This window comes from Streptomyces sp. NPDC056169, assembly GCF_042268445.1.
In the GTDB taxonomy this organism is placed as follows: Bacteria; Actinomycetota; Actinomycetes; order Streptomycetales; family Streptomycetaceae; genus Streptomyces.
This window is the reverse complement of sequence record NZ_JBHJUO010000019.1, coordinates 71,853-91,789: the sequence shown is the minus strand read 5'-3', so window position 1 is coordinate 91,789 and position 19,937 is coordinate 71,853. Positions and strand designations below refer to the sequence as shown.

Sequence of the window (19,937 nt, the reverse complement as noted above, 5' to 3'; positions counted from 1 at the left end):
CTGACCCGTGGAAAATCTCATTGCGCTGCTCGTCGGGGTGCCCCTGCTCGGCGCCGCGGTCCTGCTCTGCGGCGGCCGGCGGCTCGACAAGTCCGGGCACTGGCTCGGCACCCTGCTCGCGGCCGTCACCTTCGTCATCGGCCTGGCGCTCTTCGCCGACATGCTCGGCAAGAGCGCCGACGACCGGGCGCTGCACCAGTCGCTGTACACCTGGATCCCGGTGGAGGGCTTCCAGGCGGACATCGCCTTCCAGCTCGACCAGCTGTCGATGACCTTCGTCCTGCTGATCAGCGGGGTCGGCACGCTCATCCACGTGTACTCCATCGGCTACATGGAGCACGACGAGCGCCGCCGCCGCTTCTTCGGCTACCTCAACCTGTTCGTCGCGGCGATGCTCCTGCTCGTCCTCGCCGACAACTACCTGCTCCTGTACTTCGGCTGGGAGGGCGTCGGCCTCGCCTCGTACCTCCTGATCGGCTTCTGGCAGCACAAGCCCAGCGCGGCCACCGCCGCGAAGAAGGCCTTCCTGGTCAACCGGGTCGGCGACATGGGCCTGTCGATCGCCATCATGATCATGTTCACCACCTTCGGGACCTTCGCCTTCGGGCCGGTCCTGGCGTCGACCGGCGAGGCGTCCCAGGGGACGCTGACCGCGATCGGCCTGATGCTGCTCCTCGCGGCCTGCGGCAAGTCGGCCCAGGTGCCGCTGCAGTCCTGGCTCGGGGACGCGATGGAGGGCCCGACCCCGGTCTCGGCCCTCATCCACGCGGCCACGATGGTGACCGCCGGTGTCTATCTGATCGTCCGCTCCGCCGACATCTTCAACGCGGCGCCGGACGCGCAGCTCGTCGTCACCGTCGTCGGCGCGGTCACGCTCCTCTTCGGTGCGATCGTCGGTTGCGCGAAGGACGACATCAAGAAGGCGCTGGCCGGTTCGACGATGTCGCAGATCGGCTACATGATCCTGGCGGCCGGCCTCGGCCCCATCGGCTACGTCTTCGCGATCATGCACCTCGTGACGCACGGCTTCTTCAAGGCCGGGCTGTTCCTCGGCGCCGGTTCGGTCATGCACGGCATGAACGACGAGGTCGACATGAGGAAGTACGGCGGCCTGCGGAAGTACATGCCGGTCACCTTCGTCACCTTCGGCCTCGGCTACCTCGCGATCATCGGCTTCCCCGGTCTGTCCGGCTTCTTCTCCAAGGACAAGATCATCGAGGCGGCCTTCGCGAAGGGCGGCACCGAGGGCTGGATCCTCGGCTCGGTCACCCTCCTCGGCGCGGCCATCACCGCGTACTACATGACCCGCGTGATGCTGATGACCTTCTTCGGCGAGAAGCGCTGGCAGGACGACGAGAACGGCAACCCGCCGCACCCGCACGAGTCGCCCAAGTCCATGACGATTCCGATGATCCTGCTGGCCGTCGGGTCCGTCGCGGCCGGCGCCTACTTCGAGTTCGCCGGGTTCGTCGAGTGGCTGGAGCCGGTCACCGGCTTCGCCCACGGCCACTCGCCGCTCAGCGCCGCGACCGTCACCACCGCCACCGTCGCCGTCATGGTGATCGGCGTCGGCCTCGCCTGGCTCCAGTACGGGCGCCGGCCCGTCCCGGTGGTCGCCCCGCGCGGCTCGCTCCTCACCCGGGCCGCCCGCCGCGACCTGCTCCAGGACGACTTCAACCACGCCGTCTTCGTCACCGGCGGCACGCACCTCACCCGCTCGCTCGTCTACGTCGACCACTCCCTGGTCGACGGCGTCGTCAACGGCACCGCGGCCGCCGTCGGCGGACTCTCCGGCCGGCTGCGCAAGCTCCAGAACGGCTACGCCCGCACGTACGCGGTCTCCATGTTCGGAGGTACTGCGGTGCTGATCGCCGCGACCCTGCTGATGAGGGCGGTGTAACTCCCATGTCTCTCCCGCTCCTTACGCTGACGGCAGCGGTGCCGGCGGCCGGTGCGATCCTCACCGCCGCCGTCCCCGCCGCCCGTCGCACCGCCGCCAAATGGCTGGCGCTGCTCGTCTCGCTCGCCACGCTCGTGCTCGCCGCCGTCGTCTTCGTACGGTTCGAGCCCGGCGGCGATCGGTACCAGCTGACCGAGTCCCACGCCTGGATCAAGGACTTCGGCGTCCGCTACGAACTCGGCGTGGACGGCATCGGGGTGGCGCTCATCGCGCTCACCGCCCTGCTGATCCCCTTCATCATCCTGGCGGGCTGGCGCGACGCCGACCCCCTGGAGACCAAGTCCTCGCGCTGGCGCCCGACCCAGGGCTTCTTCGCCCTGATCCTCATGGTCGAGGCGATGGTGATCCTCTCCTTCGAGGCCACCGACGTCTTCCTCTTCTACGTCCTCTTCGAAGCCATGCTCATCCCGATGTACTTCCTCATCGGCGGCTTCGGCGACCGGGCGCACTCGGGCTCCGACGAGAACGCGGCGGCCCAGCGCTCGTACGCGGCCGTCAAGTTCCTGCTCTACAACCTGGTCGGCGGCCTCATCATGCTGGCCGCGGTCATCGGGCTGTACGTGGTCGCGGGGAACTTCTCGCTCACCGAGATCGCCGAGGCCAGGGCCAACGGCTCGCTCGACATGGCGACCAACACCGAGCGGCTGCTCTTCCTCGGCTTCTTCTTCGCCTTCGCGGTGAAGGCGCCGCTCTGGCCGCTGCACACCTGGCTGCCGAACGCGATGGGGGAGGCGACCGCCCCGGTCGCCGTCCTCATCACCGCCGTCGTCGACAAGGTCGGCACCTTCGCGATGCTCCGCTTCTGCCTCGGGCTCTTCCCCGAGGCCTCGAAGTGGGCCACCCCGGCGATCATCGTCCTCGCGCTCATCAGCATCGTGTACGGGGCGCTGCTCGCCGTCGGCCAGCGGGACATCAAGCGTCTTGTCGCCTACGCGTCGATCTCGCACTTCGGCTTCATCATCCTGGGCATCTTCGCGATGACCACCCAGGGCCAAACCGGTGCCACGCTCTACATGGTCAACCACGGCATCTCGACGGCCGCGCTGATGCTCGTCGCCGGCTTCCTGATCTCCCGGCGCGGCTCGCGGCTCATCGCCGACTACGGCGGTGTGCAGAAGGTCGCCCCGGTGCTCGCCGGCACCTTCCTCATCGGCGGTCTCGCGACCCTGTCGCTGCCCGGACTCGCGCCGTTCGTCAGCGAGTTCCTGGTCCTGGTCGGCACCTACGCCCGGTACCCGGTGGCCGGCGTCATCGCCACCACCGGCATCGTCCTCGCCGCGCTCTACGTCCTCGTCCTGTACCAGCGGACGATGACCGGGCCGGTGAAGGAGGAGGTGCGCGAGCTGCCCGACCTGCGGGTGCGCGAGCTGGCGGTGGTCGTCCCGCTGATCGCCGTCCTGATCTTCCTCGGCGTCTTCCCGAAGCCGCTGACGGACATCGTCAACCCGGCGGTCCAGCACACCATGTCCGACGTCCAGCAGAAGGACCCCCAGCCCACCGTGCCCAACGTGGAGGCCGCCCAGTGAGTACAACGGCTGTCCACAGCCTGTGGACGACGGCGGCGGTCGAGCCGCTGAACAAGATCCCGGCACCGCACATCGAGTACACGCAGCTGTCGCCCGTCCTCATCGTGCTCACCGCCGCGATCCTCAGCGTCCTCGTCGAGGCCTTCGTGCCCCGCAAGGGCCGGTACGTCTCCCAGGTCTTCCTGTCGGTCCTCGCCCTCGCCGCGGCCTTCGCCGCCGTCGTCGGCCTCGCGGCCGGCGGCTACGGCTCCACCAAGGCCCAGATCGCGGCCATGGGCGCCATCGCCGTCGACGGACCCGCCCTCTTCCTCCAGGGCACCATTCTCCTCGCCTCGATCGTGTCGGTCTTCACCTTCGCCGAGCGCCGGCTCGACCCGGCCGACCACGGCCACAAGGTCGACTCCTTCGCCGCCGAGGCCGCCGCCGTCCCCGGCAGCGAGCAGGAGAAGGCGGCCGTCAAGGCCGGGTTCACCACCACCGAGGTCTTCCCGCTCGCGCTCTTCGCGATCGCCGGCATGCTCGTCTTCCCGGCGGCCAACGACCTCCTGACGCTCTTCGTCGCCCTGGAGGTCTTCTCCCTCCCGCTGTACCTGCTCTGCGCCGTCGCCCGCCGCAAGCGGCTGATGTCGCAGGAGGCGGCCGTCAAGTACTTCCTGCTCGGCGCCTTCTCCTCGGCGTTCCTGCTCTTCGGGATCGCCCTGCTCTACGGCTACGCGGGCTCCGTCTCGTACGCCACCATCGCCAACGTCGTCGACGGCACCCTGGCCTCCGTCGACCCGGCGCTCGCCGACACCATGGGCAACGACGCCCTGCTGCTCATCGGCTTCGCCATGGTCCTCGCGGGGCTCCTCTTCAAGGTCGGCGCCGTGCCGTTCCACATGTGGACCCCGGACGTCTACCAGGGCGCCCCGACCCCGGTCACCGGCTTCATGGCCGCCGCGACCAAGGTCGCCGCGTTCGGCGCGCTGCTCCGCCTGCTGTACGTGGTGCTGCCGGGCCTCACCTGGGACTGGCGGCCGGTCATGTGGGGCATCGCGTTCGTCACCATGCTGGGCGGTGCGATCGTCGCCATCACCCAGACCGACATCAAGCGGCTCCTGGCCTACTCGTCCATCGCGCACGCCGGGTTCCTGCTGGCCGGTGTCATCGCCGCCACCCCCGCCGGCATCTCGTCCGTCCTCTTCTACCTGGGGGCGTACTCCTTCGTGACGATCGGCGCGTTCGCCGTCGTCACCCTGGTCAGGGACGCGGGCGGCGAGGCCACCCACCTCTCCAAGTGGGCCGGTCTCGGGCGCCGTTCGCCGCTCGTCGCGGCGGTCTTCGCGGTCTTCCTGCTCGCCTTCGCCGGCATTCCGCTGACCTCCGGCTTCTCCGGGAAGTTCGCGGTCTTCAAGGCGGCGGCGGACGGCGGCGCGGGCGCGCTCGTCGTGGTCGGCGTGCTCTCCTCGGCGATCGCCGCGTTCTTCTACATCCGGGTGATCGTGCTGATGTTCTTCAGCGAGCCGAAGGCGGACGGCCCCACGGTCGCCGTGCCCTCGGCCCTGACCACGCTCACCATCACGGCGGGTGTGGTCGTCACGCTGGTGCTCGGCCTCGCGCCGCAGTACTTCCTGGACCTGGCGAACCAGGCGAGCGTCTTCGTCCGGTAGCCGTGCGCGTGCGTGCGAGGAGGGGCCCGGCTCATCGCGAGCCGGGCCCCTTCCGCATCCGCCGGGGCTGCCGCACGCGGGGGTGACCGGCGGGAGGTGCCCGTGGCATCGTGGAATCCGCCCCGAATGGTCTGTACCACTCACCGGGAGGAAGCGCCACGATGCGCGGCTCGACCGTCTTACCAGGGACTCCCTGCGCCACCCCCAGAGCGGGCGACCCGCCCGTCCACCGCCTGGAACTGCGCCTCCCCGACGACGTGCCCTTCGCCGCCGGAAGCTTCGACGCCGTCGGCCCCCTGTCGCGGGCCGCCTTCCCGCACCGCCACACCTTCTACGAGATCGTCCACGTCACCGCCGGGACCGGCGCCCACGTCGTCGACCTGGCCCGCTGGGAGCTCCGCCCGCCCCACCTGGCCGTGATCGTGCCCGGACAGGTCCACCACTGGGAGGACGCCCGCGGCCTGGACGGCACCGTCGTCCTCTTCACCGAGGAGTTCCTCCTCGACCACCCCGGCGACCGGGACCTGCTGCGCCGCCTCGGCGAGCGCCCCTGGCTCACCCTCGACGGGCCCACCCACGCCCGTACCGCCCGACTGATGGCCGAACTCGCCGAGGAGTACGGGCACGGCGCCGCCGGCTTCGCGACCGTCCTGCGGTCCCTGCTGCGCGTCCTCCTCGTCCGTACGGCACGACTGCCCGGCCCGGACGGCGGGGCGCCGACCGGCAGGACCGGGGCCGTCGCCGAGGAGTTCGCCCGCCTCGTCGCCGCCACCGGAGCGGACACGGCCGACGACCGGGCGGCGGCGGCCCGTTCCGTACGGGAGTGCGCCGAGCGGATCGGGGTCACCCCCGGCCACCTCACCGAGGCCGTACGGGCCGCCACCGGCCGCACCCCCGGCGCGCTGCTCCGGGAGGCCCGCACGCGCGAGGCACAACGCCTCCTGATCGGCACGGGACTGACGATCCGCCAGATCGCCGCCCGGGTCGGCTTCGACGATCCCGCCTACTTCTGCCGTTTCTTCCGCCGCGAGACGGGCCACAGCCCGGGGCACTTCCGAAAACACCACGACCGCCGTGTTCCGTCCCTCGAAGTCGACGGCCCGCGGCCCTAGGTTCGTTGCCATCCCCGCCACCCCCGCCCCCGCAGGAGGAGCAGGCATGGACCACGAGACCAGCACCGGACACATCACCCGCAAGGCGGTGCTGCGCGCCGCGCTCGCCGCCGGCATGGCGGCGCCCGCGGTGCTCATGGGCGTCCCCGCGCTCGCCCGCACCCTCACCGCCGGCGAGTCGGCGCCCGCGCTCACCCCGGCGTGCGACGACGGCGACGATCCGACCCCGCCGCAGACCGAGGGCCCGTACTTCAAGCCGAACTCCCCACTGCGGACCAGCCTGTTGGAGTCCGGCACGGCCGGCGTGCGGCTGACCGTCAGCGGCTATGTCTTCGGCCTCGCCTGCAAACCGATATCGGGCGTCCTGCTCGACTTCTGGCAGGCCGACACCAACGGCGCCTACGACAACTCGGGATTCCGCTTCCGCGGCCACCAGTTCACCGACGCGCAGGGCGCCTTCAAGCTCACCACCATCGTGCCCGGCCTCTACCCGGGCCGCACCCGGCACATCCACGTCAAGCTCCAGGCCCCCGGCAGGCCCGTGCTCACCACCCAGCTGTACTTCCCGGGCGAACCCCGCAACAACACCGACACGATCTTCGACCCGCGGCTGCTCATGACCGTCCGGGACGCGGGCGGGGCCAGGGAGGCCGCCTTCGACTTCGTCCTGAACGTGCCGCAGGACCCCGGCCCGAGCCCCACGCCGACGCCCACGCCCACGCCCACGGCCACGGGGTCTCCCGGCGGCACCTGGGCCGCCGGGACCGCCTACAAGGCCGGGGACGCCGTCACGTACGGCGGCCTGGGCTACGCGTGCCTCCAGGCACACACGGCCCAGGCCGGCTGGGAGCCGCCGAACGTCCCCGCGCTGTGGCGGGTGCGCTGACGGCCGTACGACTCAGTACGACTGAGTACGACTCGGTACGGCTCAGGCGGAAGGAACGATCCGGCCCCGGACCTCGCCCAGCCCCACCCGCGTGCCGTCCGGGCCCGGCGCCCAGGCCGTCAGCACGACCTCGTCGCCGTCCTCCAGGAACGTCCGCTTGCCACCGGCCAGTTCGATCGCGTCCCGGCCGTTCCAGGTGAGTTCGAGGAGCGAGCCGCGCTGGCCGACCTCGGGCCCGGACACCGTCCCGGAGCCGTACAGGTCGCCCGTGCGCAGCGAGGCGCCGTTCACCGTCATGTGGGCGAGCTGCTGGGCCGCCGTCCAGTACATGGTGGAGAACGGCGGCTCGGCCACGGCCTCGCCGTTGATCTCCACCGTGATCCGCACGTCGAAGCCGCCCGGCTCCTCCTCGGCCGCGTCGTCCAGGTACGGAAGCAGCGGGAAGTCCCGCGCGGGCGGGGCGGTCCTGGCGGCGTCCAGCGCCTCCAGGGGCGTCACCCACGCCGACACCGAGGTCTGGAACGACTTGCCGAGGAACGGGCCCAGCGGCACGTACTCCCAGGCCTGGACGTCCCGCGCCGACCAGTCGTTGAGCAGCGACAGGCCGAAGACGTGCTCCCGGAAGTCGCCGAGCGCGACCGGCTTCCCCAGCTCCGACGGGGCGCCGACGAGGAAGCCGACCTCCGCCTCGATGTCCAGCTTGATCGAGGGCCCGAAGACCGGAGCCGCGTCCGCCGGCGCCTTGCGCTGCCCGGAAGGGCGTACGACATCGGTGCCGGAGACCACGACCGTGCCCGCGCGACCGTGGTAACCGATCGGCAGGTGCTTCCAGTTGGGGGTCAGCGCGTCGCCGTCCGGGCGGAAGATCCGGCCCACGTTCGTCGCGTGGTGCTCGCTCGCGTAGAAGTCGACGTAGTCCGCGACCTCGTACGGCAGGTGCAGCGTCACCGCGTCCAGCGGGTACAGGAGCGGCTCGATGTCCGCCCGGTGCGCGGGCACCGTCACCCAGGCCGTGAGCGCCCGGCGCACATCGCGCCAGGCGGTCCGCCCGGCCGCGAGCAGCGGGTTCAGGCTCGTCCGGGCGAGCAGCGCCGCGTAGGGCGAGCCGAGCGCGTGCGCCGCGGCGCCCGCGTCCAGCACGTACCCGCCGATCCGGACACCGAGCCGGCGCCGCTCGGGCTCGTCGGCGGTGGAGAAGACGCCGTACGGGAGGTTGTGCGGGCCGAAGGGATCGCCCTCGGCCAGGTCGAGCGGGCTGTGCTCGGACATCTGTGCGTGCCTCGCTTTCCACGTGTGTGGGGGACACGTTACGGGGCCTGCCGCCGGGCGCTGATGACATGGATCACACAGAAAGTGCGGCCTCCGTGGGCAACTGTCCGTCTTCGTGCGGTTTATGTGGCCGACGGGGATTGCGCTCGTCCCAGAACCGCGAGAACAGCCCTCCCTCAGGGGCGTTCTCGGCCATACGATCACGGTGGTATCGCGCCGCGTGAAGTGACCGCAGGCGCGCGCCCCGTATGTCTCTCCCCTTCCTGACCAGGAAAAAGGTCCCGCACTGTGAAGATCCGTCGCATCCTCGCGACCGCCGTGGCCGCCGCCGTGACCACCCCGGTCGTCTTCCTCTCCGCCGCGCCCGCCTTCGCCGACACCAAGCCGGGCGGCACGCAGACGCAGAAGCCCGCGTCCGACGAGGCCGACAAGCCCTCGTACGAGGAGCTGGAGAAGGCCGTCGCCGAGGCGGAGGCCAAGCTCAAGGACCTCAAGGCCAAGCGCAAGGCGGCCGTGCAGGACATCAAGGACGACAAGATCGACGAGGCTCTGAAGACCGAGCTCGCCGCGGCCAAGGCCGCCGTCGAGGCCGCCAAGACCGCGAAGGCCACCGCGGACGCGGCGCTCGTCACCGCCGAGGAGGCCCTGGCGAAGCTGAAGGAGACCGGCAGCACCGCCACTCCGGAGGAGATCGCGACGGCCGAGCAGGCCGTCACCGCCGCGAAGACCGCCGCCGAGGCCGCCGCCGCCGGCAAGAGCGCCGCCGACCTCCGTCTGACGAACGCGGACACCGCCTACGACGACGCGCGTGTCGCCCTCGCGCGGAAGGTCGGGCTCATCGACGTCGACATCGTGGTGGCCAAGCAGGAGCTCGCCGACGCGGAGGACGCCCTGGCGGCCGCCTTGGAGGAGGGCCTCAGCGACTGCGAGGAGGACGACTCCGTGAAGGTCGCCCTGAGCGGCCCGAAGTCGGTCACCGCCGGCACCAGCGCGATCTTCTCGCTGCGCGTCAGCAACACCTCCGACCGCACCCTCGACCAGGTCGGCGCCCTCGCCTACGCCGCGGCCCTGCCCGACAGCGCCGAGGACATCGACGACGAGAGCGACTTCAAGGAGTACATCTCCATCGAGTGGTCCTCCGCCGACGTCCTGGAGTGGACGAAGGTCACCGAGGAGCACGACGCCATCGAGGTCGGCGACCTGGTCAAGGGCGGCTCCAAGGACGTGAAGCTGCGCCTCACCCTGGAGAGCGACACCCCGGCCGGCCCCGGTGTCGCCTTCGCCGTCGGCGTGTACGAGAACAACGACGGCAGCTGCGGTCTCGGCGAGCAGTACGCGACCGCCGACTTCGACATCCTCGCCGCCAAGGGCGACAAGCCGTCCCCGAAGCCCACCTCGGCGACGGAGTCCCCGGAGCCCTCCCCGTCGACCGCGACGCCCACCCCGGCGCCGACCGTCACCTCCACGGGCAACGGCGACACCACCCAGCAGGGCGGCTCGTCGAACACCCCGGTGAACGACGGCGCCCTCGCCGCCACCGGTGCCAACGACACCCTGCCGCTCGGCCTGGCCGCCGCCGGGGCCGTCGCCCTCGGCGCCGGCGCGCTCGTCCTCGCCCGCCGCCGCAAGGCCGGCGCGAACGCGTAAGCAGCCGCGTAAGGCATGACGAAGGCGCCCGCACCGACCCCGGTGCGGGCGCCTTCGCGCGTGTCCGGCAGCCGACCTCAGCCCGCCGTGCGCGGGATGCTCTTCTCCCACGTGCGGTGGAAGACGACCTCGCCGCCCTCCTTGCACACGACCTCGTTCGCCGTGTGGAAGGAGTCCGCGTCGCAGGAGATCTCCGAGCGCGTGTCGACCGTGACGTCCCAGGCCATCTCCGGCCGGTGCAGCCGGATCGACCACTCCGAGCGGGTCCGCGCGGACAACGGGTCGCCCTCGTCGATCGTGTACGTCTCCACCGCGTCCTCGGTGAACTCCAGGCCGTCCGGGTACACCCGCGTCCCCCCGTACTTCGGGTCGACCTCCAGCTTCCACTCGCCCTTCGCGACGTCCCGCACCACGACCCGCTCCGGGCGCGGCTCCTCCAGGGTGCGCGGGTAGGCGACGCCCAGCGGCTCGGACTGCTCCGGCTCGTCCCACTCGACGGCGTCCTCCGTGTGGCGGCGGACCGGCAGGGTGAGGGAGGAGCCCGCCGGGTCGAGCGTGAAGCCCGCCGCGTCCGGCTGCGGCCAGATCCACGGCCAGTACGTGGAGGAGACCGCGAGCCGCACCCGGTGGCCGGGCGGGAAGGTGTGCCCGATGCCGTTCAGCTCGAAGACGAAGCTCTCCCACTCGCCGATCTGCGCCTCCACGGACCGGTCGCGGCCGTAGCGGGCGGAGAAGTTCAGCGCGCCGCGCGTGACGAGCGTGGAGGAGCCGTCGGGGGCGATGTCGCAGAGCCGGGCGACGACCTGGCCGGTCGGTGCGGGCGTCTGCAGGTGGAGGCTCACGGACGGGCGGCCGAGGATCTCGATGGGGCCGCCGTCCTCGGGGACGGGGAAGTCGAAGCAGGCCGAGTGGGCGTCCTCCTCGCGCTGGTCCGGCGGCAGGTCGGCGTCGTTGCCGAAGGGGAAGAACCGGCCGGCGTCGATGCCGGTCTGCTGCGGGGAGTCGACGACGACCGGGGCGCCCTGGAAGGCGTACGTGACGGGGGTGACGTTCGGGGACGGCCAGGCGGGGTCGGTGACCCAGCGGCCCGGCAGCTCCTCGTACACGGTGGCCGGCGGGTGCGACTCGCTGATCCAGGTGCGCAGCAGCGGCTCGGCCATCACGTCGTTGTCGACGCCCTTGAGGTGGTGGTCCCACCAGCGCAGGGTCTCCTGGAGGAAGCCGATCGCGGGCCCCGGCGGCAGGCCGCGGTCCGGGTACTGGTGGGACCAGGGGCCGATGATGCCGCGCACCCGGTCCTGGGGGAGGTGCTCGGCGAGCCGCAGGACGGTGTCCCGGTACGGGTCGTGCCAGCCGCCCACGGCGAGCACGGCGGCCCCGATGGCGGAGTAGTCCTCGCAGACGCTGCCGTGCCGCCAGTACGCGTCGCGGGTCTGGTGGGCGAGCCAGGTGTGGATGAGCGGGTCCACGGCCTCCAGGCGCTTCAGCCACCGCTTGCGCCACTCCTCGCCCGCGTACCGGGGGTCGGGCGGCCGGCAGACGAAGGCGAGCATGGTGGCGGCCCAGGCGTGCATGTCGACGCCGAGGACCGAGCCGCCCATGTAGTGGACGTCGTTGTCGTACCGGTCGTCGGTGGAGCACACGGTGACGATCGCCTTGAGGGGTTCCGGGGCGAGGGCGGCGATCTGGAGCGAGTTGAAGCCGCCCCAGGAGATGCCGAACATGCCGACCTTGCCCGTGCACCAGGGCTGCTCGGCGAGCCAGTTCACGACGGCCACGCCGTCGGCGAGCTCGACGGCGTCGTACTCGTCGCCGGGGAGGCCCTCGCTGTTGCCGTGGCCGCGGACGTCGACCCGTACGGAGGCGTAGCCGTGGCCCGCGTACCAGGGGTGCCGCTGCCAGTCGCGGGGCGCGGTCCAGTCGGAGAGGCGGTACGGCAGGTACTCAAGGAGGGCCGGTACGGGCTCCTCGGTGACCGGGCGCCAGATCCGGGCGTACAGCCGCGTCCCGTCCGGGAGCGGGATGCGGACGTCCTCGTGGCGGGTCTCGTACGGGAAGTCGGTTCGGATCTTCGGCTTCGTCATCGGGTCCCCTCGGGGTCGCCTCAGTGGACGGGGTGCATGGTGCGGCGCAGCCAGGGCGCCAGGGCGATCACGGCGAGGCCGACGGCGACGGCCACGGCGCCGTTCACGCCGAAGTACACGGGCTTGGAGACGTCGTCGTAGAGCTTCACGGTCTGGGCCTGGATGCCGTTGGCGAGCGCGAGCGAGAGGAACCACAGCGACATCGTCTGGCTGGAGAAGGCCTTCGGGGCGAGCTTGCTCGTGGCGGACATCCCGGAGGTCTCCAGGAGCACGTCGCCGAGGCCGAGCAGCAGGTACGAGCCGACGATCCACCAGGCGGCCATCTGGTACGTGTCGTCGGCGTGCCCGGAGGTCGGCAGGACCATCAGGAGGAAGGAGAGGCCGCCGAGGATCACGCCGAAGGCGATCTTGTTGGAGGCGTGCGGCTGCTTGTGGCCCATCCGGGCCCAGACGGCGGCCACGACGGGCGCGAGGAGGACCTCGAAGGCGCCGAGGGCGGAGGCGTACCAGCTGGCGGGGAAGTCGAAGCCGAGGATGGTCGTGCGGGCGTTGGTGGAGGCCAGCAGGATCATCGTCGAGTACGCCTGGAAGAGGATGAAGTTGAACACCACCGAGGCCAGGAAGAGCACGATGTACGGCTTGAGGCGGCCGCGCTCCTCCGCCGTGACCCGGGGGCTGGTGAACATCACCCAGAAGAAGACGACGGGCGCGATCACCGAGATCAGGGTCAGCAGGTCCACGACCCGGTCCATGGTCAGCCAGCCCGCGAGGGCGAGGACCACGGCGACGGCGGCCGTCACGACCGTCCCGACGGCGATCAGCCGGACGGCCCGGCGCATGGCGTCCGGGGCGAGGGCGAATTCGGCGGAGTGCTTGCGCCCGGCCAGGTGACGGCGGCCCGCCACGTACTGGATCAGGCCGAAGGTCATGCCGATCGCGGCGGCCGAGAAGCCCCAGTGGTAGCCCTTGTGGTCGGCGAGCCAGCCGGTGATCAGCGGTCCGGCGAACGCGCCGATGTTGATCGCCATGTAGTAGAGCGCGAAACCGGCGTCGCGGCGGTCGTCGTCCGTCCGGTAGAGCTTGCCGACCATGGTCGCCACGTTCGGCTTCAGGAGGCCGGTGCCGGCGCTGATCAGGCCCAGGCCCACCCAGGTCATGGCGGCGGTCGGCACCGCCATGGCGTAATGGCCGCAGGCGATCAGGATGCCGCCCCAGAGGACCGCGCGGTACGAGCCGAGGATGCGGTCCGCGAGCCAGCCGCCGGCCACCGAGACGAGGTAGACGAGCGTGCCGTAGGCGGCGGAGACCGAGGCGGCGTTGCCCGGGTCCATGCCGAGGCCGCCGTCGGCGACGGTGGCGGCGAAGTACAGGACGAGGATCGCCTGCATGCCGAGGAACGAGAACCGCTCCCAGACCTCCAGGCCCGAGAGGGTCAGCAGGCCCCGGGGATGGCCGAGGAACGCGTGGTCGTCCTCCGGGGGCGGCTGCTCGCCGTTCGGATCCGTATCGATCGTTGTTCGGGACAAAACGCCTACTCCTGGTCGTATGAGCTGATCACGAACATACCGGGGGTGACGGGAAGGCGCCCACGGTGATCGAAAGGTGACCGGATACGCTGGCTTGAGTGAAGCGAGCGACACATCGACAATCCGTGTGATCGTCAACAGTCCATGTGAACAATCCGTGTGATCAACCCGTGTGATCGTCAGCAGGCGTCAGCAGACAGGAGACCCCCTCGTGACCGTCGTCGGGCCGTTCGGTCTTAGCGTGCGGGACCAGGCTCTTGAGGCCGATGTCCAGACCGGGTTGGCGGCTGTGGAGGCGGGCCTCCTGGACGCCACCAAGAGCGATGTCCCCTTCATCACGGAGGCCGCGCAGCACCTCGTCCTGGCCGGCGGCAAGCGGTTCCGCCCCCTGCTCGTGATGCTCTCCGCCCAGTTCGGCGACCCCTACGCGCCGGGCGTCGTGCCCTCCGCCGTGGTCGTCGAGCTCACCCACCTGGCCACGCTCTACCACGACGACGTCATGGACGAGGCCGACGTGCGCCGGGGCGTGCCGAGCGCCAACACGCGCTGGGGCAACTCGATCGCCGTCCTCACGGGTGACTTCCTCTTCGCCCGCGCCTCGCACACGCTCGCGGACCTCGGCCCCGAGGCCGTACGGATCCAGTCCGAGGCGTTCGAACGCCTCGTGACCGGCCAGATCCTGGAGACCGCCGGACCGACCGACGGCCGCGACCCCGTCGACCACTACCTCGACGTCCTCGGCGGCAAGACCGGCTCGCTCGTCGCCGTCTCCTGCCGCTTCGGCGCGATGATGTCCGGCGCCGACGAGAGCGTCGTCGACATCCTCACCCAGTACGGCGAGCGGCTCGGCGTCGCCTTCCAGCTCGCCGACGACGTCCTCGACATCGCCTCCGACTCCCACGAGTCCGGCAAGACCCCCGGCATCGACCTCCGCGAGGGCATCCCGACGCTGCCCATCCTGCGCCTGCGGGCCGCGGCGGCCGCCCACGGCCGCCCCGAGGACGTCGAGCTCGTCGCCCTCGTCGACAGCGACCTCACCGACGACGACCGGCACGCCGAGGTCCTGCGGCGGCTCCGCGTCCACCCGGCCCTGGAGCAGGCCCGCCGGGACACCGTGCGGTACGCGGAAGAGGCGCGGGCGATGCTGGCACCGCTGCCCGACGGGTACGCGAAGGCGGCGCTCCAGGAGATGTGCGACGCGGTCGTCCACCGCGCGGGCTGAGGGCCCCGCGGGCGCCGATGGGTCAACCGGCCGCGCCGAGGAGTCAGCCGGGCGGGTGAGGGAATCTCAGGGTGGGGTCATCCCGAAGCAGTACGCGAGGTTGATCCCGGGGGCTGACGCTTCTGTGCCCCCGATTTGGTCAGATGGAGCCATCGACCACTAGGGCGCAGCACGGAGGAAGCGGAGACCATGGCAGACAACCGTAAGGCGAGCCGGTTCATCGTCCCGGTCGCGGTGGCAGGAGTGGCCGCGGCGACCATCGGGCTCGTCCCGGCACTGGCCGCGTCCGGCGACCCGGACCTGCCCGCGATCACGGCACAGCAGCTCATCGAGAAGATCGCCGCCTCGGACACCCAGACCCTGTCCGGCACGTTCAAGATCTCCACCGACCTCGGCCTGCCCCTCGGCGGCCTGGCCGACCTCGGCGGTCTGGCCGGCGGGGGCGGCGGCTCCTCCTCGGCGGACCCCACGGAGAAGCTCACCGAGCTCGTCTCCGGCACCCACACGCTGCGCGTGGCCGCCGACGGCCCCGACCGCCAGAAGCTGACGCTGGTCGACGGCTCCGACGAGTACAGCCTGATCCACAACGGCGACGACGTCTGGGCGTACGACAGCAAGTCCAAGGAGGTCTTCCACGAGAAGGCCGCCGAGGGCGAGGGCGTGACGGGCGAGAAGGGCGAGAAGCCGGCCAAGGAGCTCCCGGGCACGCCCAAGGAGCTCGCCGACGAGGTCCTGAAGGCGGCCGGCGACACCACGTCGATCACCGTCGACGGCACCGCGAAGGTGGCCGGCCGGGACGCGTACCAGCTGGTGATCAAGCCGAAGCAGTCCGGCTCGACGGTCGAGTCGGTCAAGATCGCCGTGGACGCGGCGAACGGCACCCCGCTGAAGTTCACCCTCTCCTCGGTCGAGGGCGGCAAGCCGGTCGTCGACGCGGGCTTCACGAAGGTCGACTTCGGCAAGCCGGCGGCCTCGGACTTCGACTTCAAGGTCCCCGCGGGCGCGAAGGTGACCGAGGGCGCCGCGGAGAAGGGCGCGGGGGCGGAGAAGCTCCCCGAGGACCTCGGGAAGGACTTCGAGAAGGAGTTCGGCGGCATCGGCGGCGGTCTCGGCGGCTTCGCCGGCCTCGGCGAGGGCGACCTGAACGTCATCGGCGAGGGCTGGACGGCCATCGCGAAGCTCGACTCGGGCGCCCCGGCCCCCAAGACCGACGAGGCGCCGAAGGAGATCCAGGGTCTCCTGGACTCCTTCGGCGACAAGGTCACCGGGAAGTTCGGCTCGGGCACCGTCTTCAAGACGAAGCTGGTGAACGCGCTGCTCACGGACGACGGCAAGGTCTACGTCGGCGCGGTGACGCAGGACGCGCTGGTGGACGCGGCCAACGCCGGCAAGTAGCAGGCGGGTACGGCCGGGTTGGGACCCCGGGCGGGTCGGGGGCGATGGTCACCGACCCACCCGGGAGTTCTGTGTTTCCTGAGCCCTACGGGAACGTCAGCTTGAAGTTGTTGATGTAGCCCGTGTCGGCGGAGGCCTTGTCCTGGACGCGGAGCTTCCAGGCACCGTTGGCGACCTCGGTGGAGGCGTTCACGGTGAAGGTCTGGACGATGTTGTCGGCGCTGCCGCCGGAGCGGTTGCTGAGGCTGTAGACCGAGCCGTCGGGGGCGACGAGGTCGACGACGAGGTCACCGCGGTAGGTGTGGACGATGTCCACGCCGACCGAGAGGTTGCTGGGCGCGTTGCCGGTGATGCCGGTGACGTTGACCGTCGAGGTGACCGCGGCGCCGTTGTCCGGGACGGACACGTCGGCCGCGTTCTCGAAGACCGTGCCGGTGGGCGGCGTCGTCGTGGTGCCGGACAGCGTCCAGATCGCGTGCGCGATCGCGTCGCTGTTGCGGTCCAGCGCGGTGTCGTTGATGTTCGCCGTCGTGTCGCACGACGAGTGGTAGCAGCGGTCGAAGGCCTGACCGGAGGTGCCGCCCCACTTCTGGGCCTGGGCCGCCGTCTTGATGTAGTCGGCGCCGGTGAAGAGGCCGCCGACCGGGATGCCCACGTTCTTGAACGGGGCGTGGTCGGAGCGGCCGTCGCCCTCCGTCTCGATCTCGGTGGCGATGCCGAGCCCGGCGAAGTAGTTCTTGAACGTCTGCTCGATGGTCGGGTCGTCGTCGTAGACGAAGTAGCCCGGGTTGGGCGAGCCGATCATGTCGAAGTTCAGGTAGCCCTTGACCTTCGCGCGCTCGGCGGTCGGCAGGTTGTTGACGTAGTACTTCGATCCGATGAGCCCGAGCTCCTCCGCGCCCCACCAGCCGAACCGCAGGTGCTTGGTGGGCTGGTAGCCGGCGCGGGACACGGCGAGGGCCGTCTCCAGGACGGCGGCGGAGCCGGAGCCGTTGTCGTTGATGCCGGGGCCCGAGGTGACCGAGTCGAGGTGCGAACCGGCCATCAGGACCTGGTTCGGGTCACCGCCCGGCCAGTCGGCTATCAGGTTGTAGCCGGTGGCGCCGCTGGAGGTGAAGGTCTGCAGGGTGGTGGTGTAGCCGGCGGCGTCCAGCTTGGCCTTCACGAAGTCGATGGACGCCTTGTAGCCGGTACGGCCGTGGGCGCGGTTGCCGCCGTTGGCGGTGGCGATCGACTGGAGGTCCGTCAAGTGCTGCTTGACGTTGGCCAGGGAGATGTCGGGCGCGGCGGCTACCGCGCGCGAATCGGCGCCTGCGGTGCCGGTGAGACCGGCGAGCGCGAGGGCCGCGAGAGCGGCGACCGCGGTGATGCGTCTGGGCACGGAGATGTTCATGTGGGGGCTCCGGATTCCGAACGGGGATGGGACGGAACGTGCGAGACGCCTCGGGCTTGGGTGCCACGAGGCGCTGGAGCTGTGCGAGTGCATGTGCGGTGTTCAGTTGTTCTGTTGTGCGTGCTGAATGTTCAGTGAGAGTTTGACTCTGCGTCAAGAGCGGAAACCGGTCAGGTGCGTTCGCTCAGCGAACGAAAACCTCCGCGACCTGGGTCTGACCTACGCTGCTGCCCGTGAGCGGAATAGACCTCGGCAACGGAATAGTCGGCGCCATCCTGGGAGTCGTCTTCGCGACCCTCTTCCAACAGTGGACGCAGGACCTGTGGTTCAAGGTCAGACGCCGCTCCGCCGGAGTCGTCCGCAGCCTCACCTACCGGCAGGAACCGGGCCGCGCCTGGACCGCGTTCTCCCTCGGCCCGCTCCACACCCCCGCCCTGATCGTCGAGGGCGACGGCGACCGGGCCATCGCCCCGGAATCCGTCCACGTCCAAGTCCTCGAAGGCGACGTCGCGTTGCCGGACGAGATGGTGGAGTGGCGCGCCGAGATCGAGGCCGAGGAGAGCCGGGCCGCCGAGGCCGGCGAACGCCGGCCCGTCTGGAACGGGCCCCGGTACGCCGTCGAGTCCGTCGAGATCTCCCGTACCGCCCTCGACGAACAGTCCGAGGTCCACCTACGGCTGCGGCCCACCGACTACTACACCTTCCTCGCCGCCCAGCAGCTCGACCGCCGCCTCCCGGACGGCACGACACCGCGCGGCCGCTACCTCGACCCGGACGCGCCGCTCGCCTCGCCCGCCTTCCTCCAGTGCAGCTTCGCCGTCAACGTCGCCGTCGTCACCGCCGACCACCTGCTCGTCGTCAGCCGCCGCAGCGACCGCGTCCGGATGGCCCCCGGCCTCTGGAACTCCTCGGTCAACGAAGGCCTCTCCCGGCACATCGACTCCGCCGGCCGCAACGCCCCCGACCTGCACGCGGTGGCCCGCCGTGGCATGCGCGAGGAACTGGCCATCGAGCCGCACGAGTACACGCTCGCGCTCCTCGCCTTCGTCCTCGACGTCAGCAAGCGCCACTGGAGCGCGCACTTCTACGCCCGGCTCACCGACCTCACGGGGGAGCAGCTCCAGGCCCGCATGGGCCGGGGCGTCGCGGACCGCTGGGAGCACGGGACGATCGAGTACGTCCCGTTCCGTACGGCGGATGTCACCCGCCACCTCCTCAGCCCCGAACGCCGCCACCGCTGGGCCCCGTTGGCCCCGTCGCTCTTCCACCTGGCACTGGTGCATGTGCATGGGAGGGCGTCGGTGGAGCGGGCGGAGGCGCAGGTGTTGCGGAGGTTGTAGAGGCTCTGGGGATGACCCGGCTTCACGGGCTTCTGGTGCGGCCGCCCTCTTTCCGAGTGTGGCGGCCTCCACCGCCGCGTCAAGGGCAAGTCGGCTTCGCCGATGGGCTGCGCCCACCCTTGACCCGGCGGCGGAGGCCGCCTTTTCACACTCGGAGGGCGGCCGGGGGCGTGGCCACGCGGGGCTTCGGGCAGTATCCGGGGCCGGATGGCGGGTGGCGGGCCGGTGGGTGGGGGCTTGGTCAGTGGCGGGGGCGGGTGGGTCCCTTGGGGTTGGTCCGGGGTGCGCGGTTGTTGAATGGGGCGGCCCGGCGGCGCTTGGCGGGGGACGGCGGGTGGGTTGTTGGGATTCAGGCCCCGCTGGTCACTCCCGGTGGTTGGTGGTTGGTGGTTGGTGATTGGTGGCTGGTCAGCGGTCAGCGGTCAGCGGTCAGCGGTGAGCGGTCAGCGGTCAGGGGTCAGGGGTCAGGGATCAGGGGTGAGTGGTCGGTGGGGTGGTGGCGAGACATTCGTGCACTTTCTCCGCCCGGTAAAGGTGAAATGCCCCTTTTGGCGGACATCTCTGAGTTCATTACCTGGAGTAACTGCGGGTTAGGCATGTCTCCACCCACCGGGAGCGACCAGCGGGGCCTGAATCCCGGCCAAACGGCGGCCGTTTCTCGCTAAGCCAAGCCCAGCTGCCCCATTCAACGACCGCGCACCCCGAACCGACGGAAGGTGACCACTCGCCTCGGCCACTAACCAAGCCCCCACCCACCGGCCCGTCAGGCGCCCTCCGGCCCCGGATGCTGCCCGGGCCCCCGGCGACTCCGGCCCCCGGACCGCCCTCCGAGAGTTGTTGCGCAGCTTCCGGCGCCGGGTCAAGGGTGGGCGCAGCCCATCGCGTAGCGACGCCGAAGGCGCCCTTGACGCGGTGCCGGAAGCTGCGA

The 19,937-nt window shown here is 70.9% G+C and carries 13 protein-coding genes; 9 read left to right on the top strand and 4 right to left on the bottom strand.

Annotated elements, in window-relative coordinates; translation table 11 throughout:
* Positions 1–7: 7 nt before the first annotated feature.
* The 5 genes from nuoL (at position 8) to ACFC0G_RS29550 (ending at position 7,133) form a co-directional block, all read left to right on the top strand.
* Positions 8–1,900, top strand: a complete 1,893-nt coding sequence (gene nuoL / locus ACFC0G_RS29570; protein ID WP_376408778.1) for an NADH-quinone oxidoreductase subunit L — start codon at positions 8–10, stop codon at positions 1,898–1,900.
* Positions 1,901–1,905: 5 nt separating this feature from the next.
* On the top strand, positions 1,906–3,486 hold the full coding sequence (locus ACFC0G_RS29565; protein WP_376408775.1) for an NADH-quinone oxidoreductase subunit M: 1,581 nt from the start codon (positions 1,906–1,908) through the stop codon (positions 3,484–3,486).
* The gene (gene nuoN, locus ACFC0G_RS29560) at positions 3,483–5,135 is read left to right on the top strand and encodes an NADH-quinone oxidoreductase subunit NuoN (protein ID WP_376408773.1); all 1,653 of its coding nucleotides are present in this window, start codon (positions 3,483–3,485) and stop codon (positions 5,133–5,135) included. Before ACFC0G_RS29565 ends, nuoN begins: the two co-directional genes overlap by 4 nt.
* A 161-nt stretch (positions 5,136–5,296) precedes the next feature.
* Positions 5,297–6,247, top strand: coding sequence for an AraC family transcriptional regulator (locus ACFC0G_RS29555; protein WP_376408770.1), 951 nt, complete (start codon positions 5,297–5,299; stop codon positions 6,245–6,247).
* Between the two features lie 46 nt (positions 6,248–6,293).
* Positions 6,294–7,133 (top strand): carbohydrate-binding protein, encoded by an 840-nt coding sequence (locus ACFC0G_RS29550; protein WP_376408767.1) that lies wholly within the window; start codon positions 6,294–6,296, stop codon positions 7,131–7,133.
* A gap of 42 nt (positions 7,134–7,175) precedes the next feature.
* Here ACFC0G_RS29550 and fahA read toward each other — a convergent pair whose 3' ends face one another.
* Complete coding sequence (fahA, locus tag ACFC0G_RS29545) at positions 7,176–8,402, bottom strand: fumarylacetoacetase (protein ID WP_376408764.1); 1,227 nt, start codon at positions 8,400–8,402, stop codon at positions 7,176–7,178.
* Between the two features lie 288 nt (positions 8,403–8,690).
* Between fahA and ACFC0G_RS29540 the strand changes: the two genes are divergently transcribed.
* Positions 8,691–10,049 carry an LPXTG cell wall anchor domain-containing protein gene (locus ACFC0G_RS29540; RefSeq protein ID WP_376408761.1) on the top strand — a complete coding sequence of 453 codons (1,359 nt, stop codon included), beginning with the start codon at positions 8,691–8,693 and terminating at the stop codon, positions 10,047–10,049.
* A gap of 77 nt (positions 10,050–10,126) precedes the next feature.
* Here ACFC0G_RS29540 and ACFC0G_RS29535 read toward each other — a convergent pair whose 3' ends face one another.
* Together ACFC0G_RS29535 and ACFC0G_RS29530 are read right to left on the bottom strand one after the other, a co-directional pair.
* Positions 10,127–12,133, bottom strand: a complete 2,007-nt coding sequence (locus ACFC0G_RS29535; protein WP_376408758.1) for a CocE/NonD family hydrolase — start codon at positions 12,131–12,133, stop codon at positions 10,127–10,129.
* 20 nt (positions 12,134–12,153) lie between these two features.
* Positions 12,154–13,659, bottom strand: a complete 1,506-nt coding sequence (locus tag ACFC0G_RS29530; RefSeq protein ID WP_376408756.1) for a peptide MFS transporter — start codon at positions 13,657–13,659, stop codon at positions 12,154–12,156.
* Positions 13,660–13,870: 211 nt separating this feature from the next.
* Between ACFC0G_RS29530 and ACFC0G_RS29525 the strand changes: the two genes are divergently transcribed.
* Positions 13,871–14,881: a polyprenyl synthetase family protein gene (locus tag ACFC0G_RS29525; RefSeq protein WP_376408754.1), complete on the top strand. Its 1,011-nt coding sequence runs from the start codon at positions 13,871–13,873 to the stop codon at positions 14,879–14,881.
* A 189-nt stretch (positions 14,882–15,070) separates the two neighbouring features.
* Positions 15,071–16,276, top strand: a complete 1,206-nt coding sequence (locus tag ACFC0G_RS29520) for an outer membrane lipoprotein carrier protein LolA (RefSeq protein ID WP_376408751.1) — start codon at positions 15,071–15,073, stop codon at positions 16,274–16,276.
* Between the two features lie 85 nt (positions 16,277–16,361).
* On the opposite strand, the gene ACFC0G_RS29515 is transcribed toward ACFC0G_RS29520, so the two are convergent.
* Positions 16,362–17,669, bottom strand: a complete 1,308-nt coding sequence (locus tag ACFC0G_RS29515) for a M28 family metallopeptidase (RefSeq protein WP_376408748.1) — start codon at positions 17,667–17,669, stop codon at positions 16,362–16,364.
* Between the two features lie 233 nt (positions 17,670–17,902).
* Between ACFC0G_RS29515 and ACFC0G_RS29510 the strand changes: the two genes are divergently transcribed.
* Positions 17,903–19,009 (top strand): hypothetical protein, encoded by a 1,107-nt coding sequence (locus ACFC0G_RS29510; RefSeq protein WP_376408745.1) that lies wholly within the window; start codon positions 17,903–17,905, stop codon positions 19,007–19,009.
* The last annotated feature ends 928 nt before the right edge of the window (positions 19,010–19,937 follow it).